This is a genomic window from Streptomyces lavendulae subsp. lavendulae (genome assembly GCF_002803845.1).
Classification (GTDB): domain Bacteria; phylum Actinomycetota; class Actinomycetes; order Streptomycetales; family Streptomycetaceae; genus Streptomyces; species Streptomyces lavendulae.
Genome location: NZ_CP024985.1, coordinates 3,228,850 through 3,245,125, shown reverse-complemented (window position 1 = coordinate 3,245,125; position 16,276 = coordinate 3,228,850). Strand labels below are relative to the sequence as shown.

Below are 16,276 nucleotides of genomic sequence, written 5' to 3'. Positions count from 1 at the left end.
GCCAGGAACGGGAGATCGGGGGTGCACTCGTGCGGATCGGACTGGTCACGGAAGGTGGTTATCCGTATGCGGCGGGAGAGACCGGGCTCTGGTGCGACCGGCTCGTGCGCGGGCTCCCGCGGCACGAGTTCGAGCTCTACGCGCTGAGCCGCAGCGCCGGCCAGGAGGCCCGCGGCCTGCTCCCGCTCCCGGGGCACGTCATCCGGGTGCGGACCGCCGCGCCGTGGGCCCCGGGCGACGACGGGCGCACGTACTCGCGGCGCGAACGGCGGCGCTTCACCGCCGGCTTCGAGGACCTGGTCCGAGGGATCTGCGCGGACGGGCCCGAAGCCGCCGCATCCTTCGCCGCCGGGCTCTACGAACTGGCCGCCCTCGCCCGGGAACAGGGCGGGATGTACGCGGCCCTGCGCTCCGAGACGGCCGTACGGACCGTGGAGGCCGGCTGCCGCGCCCCGGGCGCGGGCCGCAGCGTGGCGACGGCCCGGGTCCCCGACCTGCTGGAGTTCGTCGACGCCCTCGAACGGATGCTGCGGCCGCTGTCCCTCGACTGGTACGAGGACCCCGGACTCGGCGCCGTCGACGTCTGCCACGCCGCGGCCGGCGGGCTGGCTGCGCTCCCCGGACTCCTGGCCAAACGCTTCTTCGGGGTCCCGCTGCTGGTCACCGAGTACGGGGTCGCGCTGCGCACCCACTACCTGGAGCACGGCGGCGACGACCGGCCCGCCCTGCGCGCCCTGCTCGCGGCCTTCCACGGCCGGCTCGCCGGCGAGATCTACGCCGCCGCCGACCTCCTCACCCCCGGCAACGCGCACGCCCGCCGCTGGCAGGAGCGCTGCGGGGCCCCGCGGGAGCGGCTGCGGACCGTGTACCCGGGGATGGAGGCGGACCGATTCGCCGCCGTCGGCGAGGACCCGGACCGCGGCGACCCGGACACCCTGGTGTGGATCGGCCGCGTGGAACCCGCCAAGGACCTGATCGGCCTGCTGCACGCCTTCGCCGAGGTCCGCCGGGCCGCGCCGGACACCCGGCTGCGGATCTTCGCGACCGCCGCCGTGCCCGGCTACCTGGCCGACTGCCGGTCGCTGGCCGCGCAGCTCTTCCCCGACGAGGCCGCCGACGCGCGGACGGTGGGGGAGAACCCGGTCTCCTTCGAGGAGATCGGCGGCCCCGAGACGCCCGCCCCGGCCGACGCGTACGGGGCAGGCCGGATCGTGCTGCTGTCCTCGGTGATCGAGGGCTTCCCCCTCACCCTCGCCGAGGCCATGTTCTGCGGGCGCGCCACCGTGTCCACCGACGTCGGAGCCGTCCGCGAGGTCATCGGCGGCACCGGACTGGTCGTGCCGCCCCGCAACCCGCGGGCGCTCGCCGACGCCTGCCTCGCGCTGCTGCGGGACCCCGAGCGGGCCCAGCGGCTGGGGGCGGCGGGACGGGCCAGGGCGCTGGAGCTGTTCACCGTCGAGCAGAACGCGGCCGCCTTCGAGGACGGCTACCAGCTGCTGCTCGCCCGCGGCTCCGCACGGCCCGACGGGGAGGTCCCCTTCGAGCGGCCCGCCGAGGCACGGGTGCCGGGGCACTGGACCACCCCCACGTGGGCCCCGCCCGTCACCCCCGCACCGGATCCGGAGGCGGCGGCATGACGACCGTCGACCCGTACGCCGTCACGGACGGCCCCGCAGCCGACGACACCGGTACCGCGCGGCCGGGAGCCCCGTCCCCGGGCCCCCGCGCCCCGAGCGCGGGCGCGGCCGGACCGGCGGGCGCGCAGTCGGCCCGGCGCCGGGGCGGCGGGGATCCCGTCAAGGCCCTGCTGCACCGCCACCGGGAGCTGTGCGAGCGGGCCGTCGACGCCCTGGAGGTCGCCGCCGGGCTGGAGGCGCACGGCATCACCGACCGCACCGCCGCACGGTTCCGGCACCGGGACGTGTTCTCCCTCGCCGAGGAGCTGTACGCCCGCACCCCGCGCGGCGAGACCCCTACGCCGCCGCCCGCGCGGACCCCGGCGGGGCCCCGGGCCGTGCGCCGGTTCGGCTGCGCCCTGCTGCCCGGCGCCCTCGCGTTCGCCGCGGCCGCCGCCGGGACGCCGTGGACGGGCCCCCTCACGGTGCTCCTCACCGCCGGCGCGCTGGTGTGGCCCGGCCGGTGGGCCGCCGGGCGCTTCCCCTACGCCGCCCACCTGCTCGCGGCGGCCGTCGTCGGATGGGCCGTCCACCGGCACGGGGCGGCGCTCGGAGCCGCCCTCGCGCTGGCCGTGGCCCCCGGACACCTCGCCGCCGCGTACTACGCCGCCCGGGCCCGCCGCCGGCTCGCCGGGAGCCGGGCCCTGAAGGACTTCGCCGCCGGGGCCCGGCCCCTGCTCGCCGGGGTCCTGCTGCCCTTCGGCGCGGCCGCCGCGGGGGCGGCCGCGCTCGCCGGAGCCGACCCGGCCGAGGCCGTACCGCTCGCGGTGCTGCTGTTCCTGGTCCGGCTGCTGCTCCGGCACGGCGCGCACCGCGCCCCCCTGGCGGCGGCCCTGGCCCTCGCCCTGGTCCCGGCCCCGGCGGCGGTGGCCGCCGCGGCCGCGGGACTCCTCGTCCACGCCGTGCTCGCGCTGTCCCGCGCCTCGGCCCACGCGCGGCCCTGAGCGCCCTACCGCCCACCGACCCCCGACCCCACCCACCGACCCACCCAAGGAGAAACAGGATGACCGGCCAGCCAACCAACCCAGGGGCCGCGCGATGAGGGTGCTGCTGATCGGAGCCAACGGTTACCTCGGCCGCTACGTCGCGGACCGGCTGCTCGCCGACCCCGCGGTCCAGCTCACCGCGCTCGGCCGCGGCGACGACGCCGACGTCCGCTTCGACCTCGCCACCGGCAGTCCCGGAGCCCTCACCCGGTTCCTGGACGCCGTCCACCCCGGCGTCGTCATCAACTGCGCGGGCGCCACCCGCGGCGGGGCCCGGGAGCTGACCCGGCACAACACCGTCGCCGTCGCCACCATCTGCGAGTCGCTGCGCCGCAGCGGCTGCGGAGCCCGGCTGGTCCAGCTCGGCTGCTCCGCCGAGTACGGGCCCAGCCAGCCCGGCTCGTCCACGGCCGAGGACGCCGTGCCGAGACCCGGCGGACCGTACGGCGTCAGCAAGCTCGCCGCGACCGAGCTGGTGCTCGGGTCCGGGCTGGACGCCGTCGTCCTGCGGGTGTTCTCGCCCGTCGGCCCCGGCACCCCCGCGGGCTCCCCGCTGGGCCGGCTCGCCGAGGCGATGCGGCGCGCCATGCAGTCCGGGGACGGCGAGCTCAAGCTGAGCGGCCTCGGCGTCCAGCGCGACTTCGTCGACGTACGGGACGTCGCGCGGGCCGTGCACGCCGCCTCCCTCTCCGCGGCCCAGGGGGTCGTCAACATCGGCACCGGCCGGGCGGTCCGGCTGCGCGACGCGGCGGCCGTCCTGGCCCGCGTCGCCGGATACGGCGGCGCCCTGCACGAACTGGACGTCCCGCACGGCGGCCCCGGGCACGGCGGTCCCGCGCACGGTCACCCCGGCCGCCCGCAGGGCCTGGCCGCCATCGGTTCGCCGCGCTCCGAGGCCACCGCGGAGCAGATCGCCTCCGCGGCTCCCCAGCCGTACCCCTACCCCGACGGCTGCGGCGCCTGGCAGCAGGCCGACGTGCGCACCGCCCGGGACCGGCTCGGCTGGCGGCCCCGGATCAACCTGGAGGAGTCCCTCGCGGACATCTGGATGGAGGCGGCGTGCCGTATCTGACCACTCCGCCGGGGGCCACGGCGGCGGCCGCGACCGAGGCCGGCCGGCTGGGCCTGGGCATCCCCGGTTACGCGCACCCGCTGCTCGCCCCGGTGGAGTGGGCCGAGCTGACCCGCCCGGGGACCCCGCTGCACTGGGCGGTGCTCAACGTCTCCGACGGCCCCGGGGGACGCCCCGACCCGCACTGCACCGAGGCCGCCGCGAAGCTCGGCCGGGCGGACGGCACGGTCCTCGGGCATCTCGCCATGCGGGACGGGAGCCGGTCCTTCGGGGAGCTCGTCTCCGACGCCCACCGCTTCCGCGACTGGTACGGGGTCGGCGGCTTCTACCTCGCCGGAGCCCCCTGTGACCGGGACGGCCTCGCCGGGGTCCGCCGGCTCACCGACACCCTGCGCGGGCTCGGCGAGGGGCTGCGGATCGTCCTCGGACACGGCACGCACCCGTGCGAGGGCTACACGGAGGCCGCCGACCAGCTGGTCACCTTCTCCGGGGCCTGGGCCGACTACCGCTGGTCGCAGGTGGCCGAGTGGACGGCCGACCACCCGCCCGAGACGTTCTGTCACCTCGTCCACGGCGTGCCGCGGACCCACCTGGAGGAGGCGCTGCGGATCGCCCGCTGGCAGGGCGCCGGCACGATCTGGTTCACGGACCGGCGCGCGGCGGGCGACCGGGACCCGTGGGCCTCGATGCCCGGGTACTGGGACGAAATCGTCTCGCGGATCGGACCGGGTGTCTCGGAATGAAGAAGGGCGTGGCAGTGTTACGGGGAGAACCACCGTTCAGACATACCCATCTACGGAGTCCCCGTGTCGCTGCCACCCCTGGTAGAGCCAGCTGCTGAGCTCACCGTTGACGAGGTCCGTCGGTACTCCCGCCACCTGATCATCCCGGATGTCGGGATGGACGGCCAGAAGCGCCTGAAGAACGCCAAGGTGCTGGCCGTGGGCGCGGGCGGCCTCGGCTCCCCCGCCCTCATGTACCTGGCCGCGGCCGGCGTGGGCACGCTGGGCATCGTGGAGTTCGACGAGGTCGACGAGTCGAACCTGCAGCGCCAGATCATCCACAGCCAGGCGGACATCGGCCGTTCCAAGGCCGAGTCGGCCCGCGACAGCGTGCTGGGCATCAATCCGTACGTCAACGTGGTCCTTCACGAAGAGCGGCTCGAAGCCGAGAACGTGATGGAGATCTTCAGCCAGTACGACCTCATCGTCGACGGCACGGACAACTTCGCCACGCGCTACCTGGTCAACGACGCCTGCGTGCTGCTGAACAAGCCGTACGTGTGGGGCTCGATCTACCGCTTCGACGGCCAGGCCTCGGTCTTCTGGTCCGAGCACGGCCCGTGCTACCGCTGCCTCTACCCGGAGCCCCCGCCGCCGGGCATGGTCCCGAGCTGCGCCGAGGGCGGCGTGCTGGGCGTGCTCTGCGCGTCCATCGGGTCCATCCAGGTCACCGAGGCCATCAAGGTCCTCACGGGCGTCGGCGAGCCGCTGGTCGGCCGTCTGATGATCTACGACGCCCTGGAGATGCAGTACCGCCAGGTCAAGGTCCGCAAGGACCCCGACTGCGCGGTCTGCGGTCCGAACGCGACCGTCACCGAGCTCATCGACTACGAGGCCTTCTGCGGCGTCGTGTCGGAGGAGGCCCAGGAGGCCGCCCTCGGTTCGACGATCACTCCCAAGCAGCTCAAGGAGTGGATCGACGCCGACGAGCCCATCGAGATCATCGACGTCCGCGAGAAGAACGAGTACGAGATCGTCTCGATCCCCGGCGCGAAGCTGATCCCCAAGGGCGAGTTCCTGATGGGCACCGCCCTCCAGGACCTGCCGCAGGACAGGCGCATCGTCTTGCACTGCAAGACGGGTGTCCGCAGTGCGGAAGTCCTCGCGGTCCTGAAGTCCGCGGGCTTCGCGGACGCGGTGCACGTCGGCGGCGGCGTCATCGGCTGGGTCCACCAGATCGAGCCCGAGAAGCCGGTCTACTAGGCGGCGACGTCCGAAAGCGACGTCCGAAGGCGACGTCCGAAGGCGACGTCCGAAGGGGCCGTACCCGGCGCGGGTACGGCCCCTTCGGCGCGTCCTAGGCGGGGCCGGGACTGGCGGCGGGACTGGGGCTGGCGGCCGGGGTGCACACGGTGCCGGCCGTCGGCACCTTCCCGTCCAGCAGGTACGTGTTCACGGCCTGCTGCACGCACGCGTCGCCGCTGTTGTACGCGCCGTGCCCCTCGCCCTTGTACGTGAGCTCCACGCCCACGCCCTTGCCGAGCCGCTCGGCCATCTTCCGCGCGCCCTCGTACGGGGTCGCCGGGTCGCCGGTGTTGCCGATCACCAGGATGGGGGCGGCGCCGGGGGCCGAGACGTCCGGGGTGTTCCAGGAGCCCGGGACCGGCCAGTCCGTGCAGCTCAGCATGGCCCAGCCGAGGAAGTCGCCGAAGACCGGCGAGGCCTTGCGGAACTCGGGGAGCTTGGCCTTGGTCTGCGCGAGGCTGTACCGGTCCTTGGAGTCGGCGCAGTTGATGGCGGCGTTGGCCGCGCCGAGGTTGCTGTACCGGCCCTGCTGGTCCCGGCCGTTGAGGGCGTCCGACAGGGCCATCAGCAGCTGGCCCTGGCCGCCCTCGGCCTCGTCCAGCCCCTGCTCCAGCAGCGGCCACAGCTCCTTGGAGTACAGGGCCTGGGCGATGCCGTTGGTCGCGGCGGACTCGCCGAGCATCCGGTCGCCGATGCCGGGGATGGGCTTGGCCGCGAGCGCCTTCTGGAGCTTGATGACGTTCGCCTCGATCTCCTTGGCGGTGCTGCCCTGGAGCCGGCAGGCGTCGCCGCGGTCCACGCAGTCCTGGGCGAAGTTGCCGAGGGCGAGCTGGAAGCCCTTCGCCTGGCCGAGCGCGCCCTGTTCGGCGTTCTGGGTCGGGTCGACGACGGCGTCGAACACCGCCCGGCCGACGTTCTTCGGGAAGAGGTGGGCGTAGACCCCGCCGAGCTCGGTGCCGTAGGAGATCCCGAAGTAGTTCAGCTTCTCGTCGCCCAGGGCCTGGCGGATGCGGTCCAGGTCGCGGGCGGCGTTCTCGGTGCCCACGTGGGGCAGGACGGCGCCGGAGTTCTTCTTGCACGCCTCCTGGTACTTCCTGAGGCCGTCGAGGTAGGCCTTCTCCTGCGCCGGGGTGGCGGGGGAGGAGTCCTGCGCGTAGTACGCGTCCAGCTGCTTGTCGTCCTCGCAGCGCACGGGCGCGCTGCGGCCGACCCCGCGCGGGTCGAAGCTCACCAGGTCGTAGCGGGCGCGCAGGGCCGTGTACTCCTGGGCGGCGCCGGGGAGGGTGCTGATCCCGGAGCCCCCGGGGCCGCCGAAGTTGAAGACGAGCGAGCCGAGGCGGTGCTTCTGGTCCCGGGCCTTCGCGCGGATCAGGGCGATCGGGATGGTCTTGCCCTCGGGGTCGGCGTAGTCGAGCGGCACATCGAGGGTGGCACACTGCCAGTCCTTGCCGGGCACCTGCCCGCCGCCTTCGGCGGGGGTGGGGGCGGAACACTCGCCCCACTTGAGGGGCTTGGGCTCCCGGGTGCTGCCGCCCTGGGGTCTTCCCGCCGTACCGGAGCCGCCTCCGGCGCAGGCGCCGGTGGTGAGCAGCGCGGCGGTGAGGGTTGCGGCGGCGGCTGTCCGAACGACGTTTCTGGGCATGCCTCCATCCTCTGCCCCCACCCCGTGGCCCGCCCCCGCGCTGACCCGTCCGGGGGATCCGGCCGGGCCGCATCAGGCGCCCCGCCGGGCCCGGCCGGGCGGCGTCAGGCCGCGGCCGGGGCGGGGACCGGCGCCACGGCCGGGGCAGGAGCCGCCGGTGCCGGTGCCGGTGCCGGTGCCGGTGCCGGGGTCAGGGCCTGGCGGGCCGCGGCGAGGCCCGTGGCCACGCAGGCGGCCACGCCCACGCCCTCGTACGCCGCTCCGCACAGCGCCAGCGACGGCAGCTGAGCGACCGCCTCGCGGATGCGGGCCACGCGTTCCGCGTGCCCGACGCCGTACTGCGGCAGGCCCCGGTCCCAGCGGGTCACGCGGGCGGCGAGGGGCTCGCCCATCGGGCCCACCGCCCGGTGGAGTTCGGCGACGGCGGTGCGGATCAGGTGCCGGTCCGGGCGGTCCAGCAGCTCCTCCTCGCCGATCCGCCCGATCGACGCGCGCAGCACGAAGGTGTCGGGCGCCGCCTCGTGCATCCAGGACCACTTGGTGGAGAGGAAGGACGCGGCCTTGAGGGCGTGCCCGTCCACCGCCGGGACCAGGAAGCCGTTGCCCTCCGGGAGGCGGTGCGCCCGGCTCCGCGAGAAGGCCATGGTGACGACCGCGGTGGAGGCGTGCGGGATCGCCGACAGTTCGGCCTCCGCCCGCGGGGAGTGCGCGCGCAGCAGTTCCGCCGCCGCGAAGGCCGGCAGGGCCAGGACCACCGCGTCCGCGTCCACGGTCAGCGGGCCGTCGGACGTCACGGCCCGTACCCGCCACCGGTCGCCGGGGAGCCGTTGCAGGGAGCGGGCCGTGGTCCCGGTGAGGATCCGCGCCCCGCAGGCGCGGGCGACCGCCTTCGGGAAGCGGCCGGTACCGCCGGCCACGCCCCGGACGGCGCCCGCCGCCGGGCGCGGGGCGCCCGCGGCCTTCATCCGGCGCAGCGCGGGCAGCAGCGGGCCGCCGCGTTCGGCCAGGGCGGCGATCCGGGGCAGGGTCGCGCGCAGCGAGAGCCGGTCGGCGCGGCCCGCGTAGACCCCGCCCAGCATCGGTTCGACCAGCCGGTCCACGGCCTCCTGGCCGAAGCGGGCGCCGAGGTAGGCGCTCACCGAGCAGTCCTCGGTGAGCGGTGCGGCGGGCAGGCTCTCCTCGGCCGCGATCCGGGCGATGCCCTCCGCCGAGAGCAGGCCCGTGCCGGCCAGTGCGGCGGGGTCGGCCGGGACGCCCATCACGTGGCCGGGCGGCAGCGTACGCAGTCCGCCGTGGGTCCAGATGGCGGTGGCGGACGGGGTCGGCTCGCGCAGGGCGTCGCCGAGTCCGACGGCGGTCGCCAGCTCCACGGCCTGGCCCTCCAGCACGGTGACGTCCGCCTGGCCGCGCAGCTGCCAGGCGGCCGCGAGGCCGCTGATGCCGCCGCCCACGACGATCACTGAACGCATGGTCATCTCCTGTAACGGTATATCCCCTTTGTGAAGGTAGGGGAGGGGCCCGGGCCGGCACATCGTGCTTTCGGTCAGAGCCCGCAGCTCCGCCCGGTACGGGACACGCGAAGGCCCCGCCGGGACACGCGTGGTGTCCCGGCGGGGCCTTCCCGGTTCGAGCCCGAGGGGGCTAGATCGCTTCCTTGCGGGTCAGGAAGTTGAACGAGATCCAGCCCGGCAGGACCGGCAGCCAGAAGGTCATCAGACGGAAGAGCAGGACCGCCGAGATGGCGACCTCCTTCTCCAGGCCCGCCGCGATCAGCCCCAGCGTCAGGGTCGTCTCCACCGCGCCGATGCCGCCCGGGGTCGGGGCCGCCGAGCCCAGGGCGTTGCCCGCCAGGAAGACCACCGCGATGCTCGCGTAGCTGATGGCCTGCCCGCCGCCGAAGGCACGGATCGAGGCGTCCAGGCACATCACGAAGCAGCCGGTCAGCAGCAGCATGCCGCCGATGCCGGTCATCAGCTTCTGCGGGCGCTGGAGCACGTCCAGCATGCGCGGGACGACACCCGCGAACAGGGCCCGCACCCGGGTGACGACGAACTTCCGCAGGAAGGGCACCGCCGTCACGACGAGGACCAGTACGGCGACCGTGAGCAGGCCCGCGATGACCGTCCGCGAGGGGGTCATCTCCGGCGTCTTCTCGGTGCCCGTCAGGTAGCCGAAGGACAGCAGCAGCAGGATGTGGCTGGCCAGGCCGAAGAGCTGGGAGGCGCCGACGCTGGCCACGGCCAGGCCGGGGCGGATGCCGGCCCGCTGGAGGAAGCGGGTGTTCAGCGCGACACCGCCGACCGCCGCCGGGGCGACCAGCTTCACGAAGGACCCCGCCACCTGCGCGAGCACCGTCCGCAGGAAGGGCACCCGTTCCGGTACGAAGCCCAGCAGGCTCATCGCCGCCGCGAAGTAGCTGAGCGCCGAGAAGGCGAGCGCCGCCCCGACCCAGCTCCACTGCGCCTGCTCGACGATGGTCGCGAAGTCCACGTGGGCCAGCTGCGTGAGCAGGAAGTACGCGCCGAACGCGCCCGCGATGAAGGACACCAGGGTGCGCGGACGGATCCGCTCCAGCCGGGCCGGCTCCACCGGGGCCTGCGGACGGATCAGCAGGACCTGGCGGCGGATCTGGCTGAGCAGGTCCTCCTCGCGCGCCCCTTCGAGCGCGTCGTCCAGCGCCCGCTTCTCCGCCTTGCGGTCGGCGGCCGCGCTGGCGGCGCCGTCCCGCGCGCCCGTCGCGGCCTGCGCCTCGCGGGCCGCCTTCGCCGCCCGCGAGGACTCCAGTACGGCCTCGCGCTGCCGGTCGGCCCGCTCGCGGGCCAGCCTGCGCAGGGTGGCGCGGGTGGAGCGGCTCAGGGCGATCGGCTGGAGCAGCGGCAGACAGTCCGCCACCGCGTCCGGGCCCAGCACCGACACCGCCGAGGCCACCGAGCGTTCGGCGCCGACCCGCAGGCCGAGGGTGGTGAGCAGCTGGGCGATGTCCATGCGGAGCACCAGGTCGCCGGCCGCGATCTCGCCGCCCCGCAGGTCGGTGAGGATGACGTTGCCGGAACGATCCACCACCAGCGCGTCCCCGGTGAGCCGGCGGTGCGCGATCCGGCGCGACTGGAGGGCCCGCACCTGCTCCCACGCGTTGCGGCTCAGGTCGTCGGTGATCTCCTCGTCCGGCAGCGCGTCGAGGGTCCGGCCGCCCAGGTGCTCGTAGACCAGCATCACGGCGTCGGGGCCGAGCTCGGAGGTGGCGATCAGCCGGGGGGCGTTGGCCCCGGCCGCGATGGCCGCGTAGGCGAGCAGGGCCTCCTGCTCCAGGGCCTGGCGCAGGGACTGCAGGCTGCGCCGGGTGGTGATCCCGCGCAGGGTCATCCGGCGCCACACCCGGTAGAAGAATCCGTGCGCCTGCTGTTCGCGGTCCACGACGGTGACGTCCAGCGGCGGCCCGTCCTCCAGCGTGACGTGGTAGCGGCGGCCCCGGTCGTTGGCCTCCGCGCCCTCGCCCTCGGGAGCCTCCGCGCGCATCGCGCTGACCGGCTGGAAGCCGACGCGGCGCAGGCCCGCGAGGAGGTTCTGCCCGGTCGGGCGAACGTTCGGGGAGCCGACCGCGTACAGGGTGCCGTACGCGACGCTCCAGCCGATCAGCACCGTCAGGATGATCGAGAACGGTGTCGTGTACCCGCCGACCAGCATGGCGAAGGCGTCCAGGAGCAGGACCACCCACAGCGCCACCCGCCAGCGGGGCCGGCGCGTCATCCCGACGGCGGTCATGTACGCGATCACGGGCGCGAGGTAGCCGTGCACCGGGTCGGTGAGGGTCCCGGTGGTTCCCGTGGTCCGGGTCAGCGCCTCCTGGATGGTCCCGGGGGCGGCCTGGGAGACCCACAGGTCGGTGGCGAGGGTGACGCCGTGCGCGAGGACCGCGGCGAGCACGCCGTCCGCGATGCGCAGCCCGTCGCGTTTGATCAGCCGCTCGATCGCGAAGGCGACCGGCACCAGGAGGACGGCGATGGAGGACACCAGCCCGGCGACCTTGATCAGCAGGTCGGGCGCCTGGCCCGTGCCGGCGCTGATGTCCTGCTCCAGACCCGCGGTGGTGCCGTGGGCGAAGGCGGCGATGCACAGGACGACGGCGATGCCGAGGACGCCGACGAGGAGCCGTACGAGGTCGGAGGGCCGGTGCACGCGCGCGGCGAGCAGCGGCTCGTCGACCTCCACCCGGTCGGCCGCCGTCGGCGTGTGGCCGGGCGGGTCGTCGGGGTGCGGATCGCAGACGGGCACCTCGGGCCCGGCGCCGGGCCGCGGCTGCCCGGAGCGCGCGGGCTCGGGGTGCGCGGGCTCGGGGCGTGGCCGGCCGGAGCGCGTCGGCTCGGAGGCCGCGGGTTCCGGGCGCGCGCGCTCCGGGAGCGCCGCGTCGGGGAGGGTCGCGTCGGGGAGGGGCGCGTCAGGGCGCGCGTCGCCTTCCGCAGGCGCGCCGGAGCCCGCGGGCGCGCCGTTGTTCGGCCGCGCGCCCTCGTCTCTCGTCGCACCGTCCGGAGGGCTCACACCCTGCTCCTTCGCCGTCACATCCGTCTCTTCTTGATCACGTATCACCAGTCACCGCCCGGAAGATGGTGGCACGGACCGGCGGCCGAAGGGGGCACCAGGGTGCGCGCCGGTTCGGAAGGAAAGCTTCCGCCGAGGTGTCCGTGCCGTCCGGCACCATGTCCCGAATGAGCGAAGAGCTTCCCGCGTACGCGGAGCGGGTGCTGGAGGTGACCGAGCGGATTCCGCCCGGCCGGGTGATGACCTACGGGGACGTCGCGGAGTGGCTCGGCGAGGGCGGACCCCGCCAAGTCGGCCGCGTCATGGCCCTGTACGGAGGAGCCGTGCCCTGGTGGCGCGTGGTGCGGGCGGACGGCGTACCCCTGCCCGGCAGCGAGCGGCGGGCCCTGGAGCACTACCGGACCGAGGGTACTCCGCTGCGCGAGACGCCCTCCGGCGAGCCGCGGATCGCGATGCGACGGGCCCGCTGGGACGGTCGTGACGAGAGGGACGGAGGCGACGAGGCTCACATCTGACGGCTTCGGCCGTGCCGGGCACCGGCACGGGCTCGAAGGCGCGTACGGGGGACGACCCGGAAGGCCTCCGGGACGACGTCCCGGCCCGCCGGCACGGACTGCGGCGGCCGACGCGGTTGGCGTAGCGTTGCCTCTTCGGCGCGCGCGACGGCCACCACGGCCGCCGCCGTCACCGACCCCGAAACCGCCAGCGCGGCAACCGCGGCGACCGCAGACCCACCAGGACCGGCACCCCACGTGATCACCTCTCCTTCCGACCGCTCAGAGCGGCGTACGCGGACCCCTGACGCGTACCGGCTGGTGCGTACCGGGCCGGGACGGGTGGCTCCCCCTGTGCTGGACGCAGCGCAGCGTGCGGTGGTTGATCACACCCGCGGCCCCCTGCTGGTCCTCGCAGGACCGGGCACCGGCAAGACCACCACCCTGATCGAGGCGGCCGCCGCCCGGGTCGAGGCGGGGGTCGACCCCGCCCGCGTCCTCATCCTCACCTTCAGCCGCAAGGCCGCCGTGGAACTCCGCGACCGCGCGGCCCTGCGGCTCGGCGGCGCCCGCGCCCCGCAGGCCACCACCTTCCACTCCTTCTGTTACGGACTGGTCCGCGCCCACCAGGACCACGAACTCTTCGCGGACCCGCTGCGGCTGCTCTCCGGCCCGGAGCAGGACGTGATGGTCCGCACCCTGCTGGAGGGCCAGCGCCGGCTCCGTTCGATCCGCTGGCCGGACGACCTGCGGGCCGCGCTGACCACCCGCGGGTTCGCCGACGAGGTGCGCGCCGTCCTGGCCCGCGCCCGCGAGCTGGGCCTCGGCCCCCGCGCCCTGGCCGACTTCGCCGAGCGGATCGGCCGCCCGGACTGGAAGGCCGCCGCGGCCTTCCTCTCCGAGTACCTCGACGTCCTCGACCTCCAGGGGGCGCTGGACTACGCGGAGCTCCTCCACCGGGCCGTCCTGCTGGCCGAGAGCACCCCGTCGCTGTCCTCCGCCTACGACGTGATCCTCGTGGACGAGTACCAGGACACCGACGCCTCCCAGCTGCGGCTGCTGCGCGCCCTGAACGGCCCGGGCGGGACCCTGGTCGCCTTCGGCGACCCCGACCAGTCGATCTACGCCTTCCGGGGCGCCGACCTCAACAACATCCTCGGCTTCGAGACCTCCTTCCCCGGTGCGGCCGTGCGCGCGCTGACCGTCGGCCGCCGCTCCGGCTCCGCCCTGCTGGCCGCCACCCGGCTGCTCACCACCCGCATGGCCGTCCCGCGCCTGCCCGCCGCCGCGGTACGGGCCCACCGGGCGCTGGAGCCGGTACGGGAAGGCGGCCGCGTGGAGGTGTACACGTACCCGACGGCCGGCTCCGAGCTCGACAACATCGCCGACATCCTGCGGCGGGCCCACCTGGAGGACGGCGTGCCCTGGCGGGACATGGCCGTCCTGGTCCGCTCCGGTGGCCGCACCCTCCCGGCGATGCGGCGCGCCCTGATCGCGGCGGGCGTCCCGGCGGAGACGGACGCCTCGGCGACCCCCCTCCGCCACGAACCGGCCGTGGCCCCCCTCCTGACAGCCCTCCGCATCACCGCCACAGCCACCCAACCCACCCCCAAGCCCCCAACCACCCCGTCCGACCCGTCCGGTCCGCCCGCCCCCGCATCGGCGTCGTCCGCCCCCGCCGCGCCGTCGGACGACGCCGATGCGGCGGCTCCCGTCGTGCCGTCCGACTCCGCCGTGCTGTCCGTCCCTGCCGATGCGGCGGCTCCCGCCGCGCCGTCGGACGACGCCGAGCCGGCCGGTCATCCCGTGCCGGGCGGCCCCGCCGATCCCGTCGCGCTGCCCGACCCCGACGGATCGGCATCCGGCGTGGCGGTCCCCGGGCCCGGGGCGGACGCCGCCGGCGGGCCGGAGGGGGCTGCGGACGAGCCCGCCGGAGGCGACGGGTGGGTCGGGGTCGAGGCGGCCATCGAGCTGCTCTCCTCCCCGCTCGGCGGGATGGACGCCGCCGACCTGCGCCGCCTCGGCCGGGCCCTGCGCGACGAGGAGCGGGCCGCCGGGGTCACCGTCCCCGCGCCCTCCGACGTACTCCTCGCCCGCGCCCTCGCCGAGCCCGAACGGCTCACCGCGCACGACCCCGCGTACGCCCGCGGAGCGCAGCGCCTCGGCCTGCTCCTGCGCAAGGCCCGCGAGCTCCTCCAGGGCGGCGGCACCGCCGAAGAGGCCCTGTGGACCCTGTGGGACGGCACCCCCTGGCCGCAGCGCCTGGAGCGCCGCGCCCGCCGCGGCGGCACCTCCGGCCGCAACGCCGACCGCGACCTCGATGCCGTCTGCGCCCTCTTCGACAACGCCGCCCGCGCGGAAGAACGCACCGGCGGCCGCGGCGCCCTCAACTTCCTCGAACAGCTCGAAGCCGAGGACATCGCCGCCGACACCCTCACCACCCGCGCCGTCCGCACCGACGCCGTACGCCTCATGACCGCGCACCGCTCCAAGGGCCTGGAGTGGGGCCTCGTCGTGGTCGCCGGCGTCCAGGAGGGCCTCTGGCCCGACCTGCGCCGCCGCGGCTCCCTCCTCGAAGCCGACCGCATCGGACACGACGGCCTCGCCGAACCCCTCACCCCCGGCGCCCTCCTCGCCGAGGAGCGCCGGCTGTTCTACGTCGCCGCCACCCGCGCCCGCCACCGCCTCGTCGTCACCGCCGTCAAGGCCCCCGCCGAGGACGGCGACCAGCCCTCCCGCTTCCTCACCGAACTCGGCGTCACCCCCAAGGACGTCACCGGCCGCCCCCGCCGCCCCCTCGCCGTCCCGGCCCTCGTCGCCGAACTCCGCGCCACCACCGTCGACCCCGACGCCTCGCCCGCCCTGCGCGACGCCGCCGCCCGGCGCCTGGCCCGCCTCGCCGCGCTCACCGACGACGAGGACCGCCCCCTGGTGCCCGCCGCGCACCCCCAGCGCTGGTGGGGCCTGTACGAGCCCACCGCCTCCACCGTCCCCCTGCGCGACCGCGACCGTCCCGTGGCCCTCTCCGGCAGCGCCCTGGACCAGCTCGCCAACACCTGCTCCCTCCAGTGGTTCCTGGGCCGCGAGGTCAAGGCCGACGCCCCCTCCACCGCCGCCCAGGGCTTCGGCAACGTCGTCCACGTCCTCGCCGACGAGGTCGCCTCCGGCCGCACCCCCGCCGACCTCGCCGTCCTGATGGAACGCCTCGACTCCGTCTGGGACGCCCTCGCCTTCGACGCCCCCTGGAAGTCCCGCCAGGAGAAGGACAACGCCCGTGCCGCCCTGGAACGCTTCCTGCGCTGGCACACCACCGACCGCGGCGGCCGGACCCCCGTGGCCACCGAGCACGACTTCGACGTCACCCTCGACGCCGGCGAGTACGCCGTCCGCATCCGCGGCTCCATGGACCGCGTCGAGGCCGACCCGCAGGGCCGCGCCTACGTCGTCGACTTCAAGACCGGCAAGGGCGCGCCCACCCGGGACGAGGTCGCCCGCCACCCCCAGCTCGCCGTCTACCAGCTCGCCGTCCGCGAGGGCGCCGTCGACGAGGTCTTCGACGGCCTGCGCCCCGGCACCGGCGGCGCCGAACTCGTCCAGCTGCGCCAGGGCGCCGCGAAGAAGGAGGGCGGCGACGAGGTCCCGAAGGTCCAGGCGCAGCAGCCCCTCGACGGCGGCCCGTCCGGCGCGTGGGTCGGCGACCTGCTCGCCACCGCCGCCGGCCGGGTCCTGGACGAACGCTTCGCCCCCGCCACCGGCGAACACTGCGCGCGCTGCTCCTTCCGCAGCGCGTGCAGTGCCCGTCCCGAGGGCCGGCAGACCGTCGAATGAGACGCCGCAGCGTGA

At 75.5% G+C, this 16,276-nt stretch carries 10 protein-coding genes; 7 read left to right on the top strand and 3 right to left on the bottom strand.

Annotation, left to right across the window (positions count from 1 at the left end):
* Window positions 1–29: 29 nt before the first annotated feature.
* From SLAV_RS13610 to moeZ, 5 genes are all read left to right on the top strand, one after another.
* On the top strand, window positions 30–1,637 hold the full coding sequence (locus tag SLAV_RS13610; RefSeq protein WP_051840325.1) for a DUF3492 domain-containing protein: 1,608 nt from the start codon (window positions 30–32) through the stop codon (window positions 1,635–1,637).
* Entirely contained in the window at window positions 1,634–2,620 is a 987-nt protein-coding gene (locus tag SLAV_RS13605) for a hypothetical protein (RefSeq protein ID WP_078950123.1), read from the top strand. Before SLAV_RS13610 ends, SLAV_RS13605 begins: the two co-directional genes overlap by 4 nt.
* 94 nt (window positions 2,621–2,714) lie before the next feature.
* Entirely contained in the window at window positions 2,715–3,734 is a 1,020-nt protein-coding gene (locus SLAV_RS13600) for an SDR family oxidoreductase (protein WP_030225954.1), read from the top strand.
* Window positions 3,722–4,477 carry a spherulation-specific family 4 protein gene (locus tag SLAV_RS13595; protein WP_030225951.1) on the top strand — a complete coding sequence of 252 codons (756 nt, stop codon included), beginning with the start codon at window positions 3,722–3,724 and terminating at the stop codon, window positions 4,475–4,477. The genes SLAV_RS13600 and SLAV_RS13595 overlap by 13 nt, the downstream gene beginning before the upstream one ends.
* A 63-nt stretch (window positions 4,478–4,540) precedes the next feature.
* Window positions 4,541–5,719: an adenylyltransferase/sulfurtransferase MoeZ gene (gene moeZ / locus SLAV_RS13590; RefSeq protein WP_030225950.1), complete on the top strand. Its 1,179-nt coding sequence runs from the start codon at window positions 4,541–4,543 to the stop codon at window positions 5,717–5,719.
* Between the two features lie 94 nt (window positions 5,720–5,813).
* Here moeZ and SLAV_RS13585 read toward each other — a convergent pair whose 3' ends face one another.
* The 3 genes from SLAV_RS13585 to SLAV_RS13575 form a co-directional block, all read right to left on the bottom strand.
* Complete coding sequence (locus SLAV_RS13585; protein ID WP_051840316.1) at window positions 5,814–7,403, bottom strand: alpha/beta hydrolase; 1,590 nt, start codon at window positions 7,401–7,403, stop codon at window positions 5,814–5,816.
* A 104-nt stretch (window positions 7,404–7,507) separates the two neighbouring features.
* Window positions 7,508–8,872 carry a protoporphyrinogen oxidase gene (hemG, locus tag SLAV_RS13580; protein ID WP_234333401.1) on the bottom strand — a complete coding sequence of 455 codons (1,365 nt, stop codon included), beginning with the start codon at window positions 8,870–8,872 and terminating at the stop codon, window positions 7,508–7,510.
* 172 nt (window positions 8,873–9,044) lie between these two features.
* A complete protein-coding gene (locus SLAV_RS13575) occupies window positions 9,045–11,939 on the bottom strand; it encodes a lysylphosphatidylglycerol synthase transmembrane domain-containing protein (RefSeq protein ID WP_234333400.1) in 2,895 nt (964 codons plus the stop codon).
* Window positions 11,940–12,004: 65 nt separating this feature from the next.
* Between SLAV_RS13575 and SLAV_RS13570 the strand changes: the two genes are divergently transcribed.
* Window positions 12,005–12,454: an MGMT family protein gene (locus tag SLAV_RS13570; protein WP_078950116.1), complete on the top strand. Its 450-nt coding sequence runs from the start codon at window positions 12,005–12,007 to the stop codon at window positions 12,452–12,454.
* A 237-nt stretch (window positions 12,455–12,691) separates the two neighbouring features.
* Window positions 12,692–16,261 (top strand): ATP-dependent helicase, encoded by a 3,570-nt coding sequence (locus tag SLAV_RS13565; RefSeq protein WP_078950115.1) that lies wholly within the window; start codon window positions 12,692–12,694, stop codon window positions 16,259–16,261.
* Window positions 16,262–16,276 lie beyond the last annotated feature (15 nt).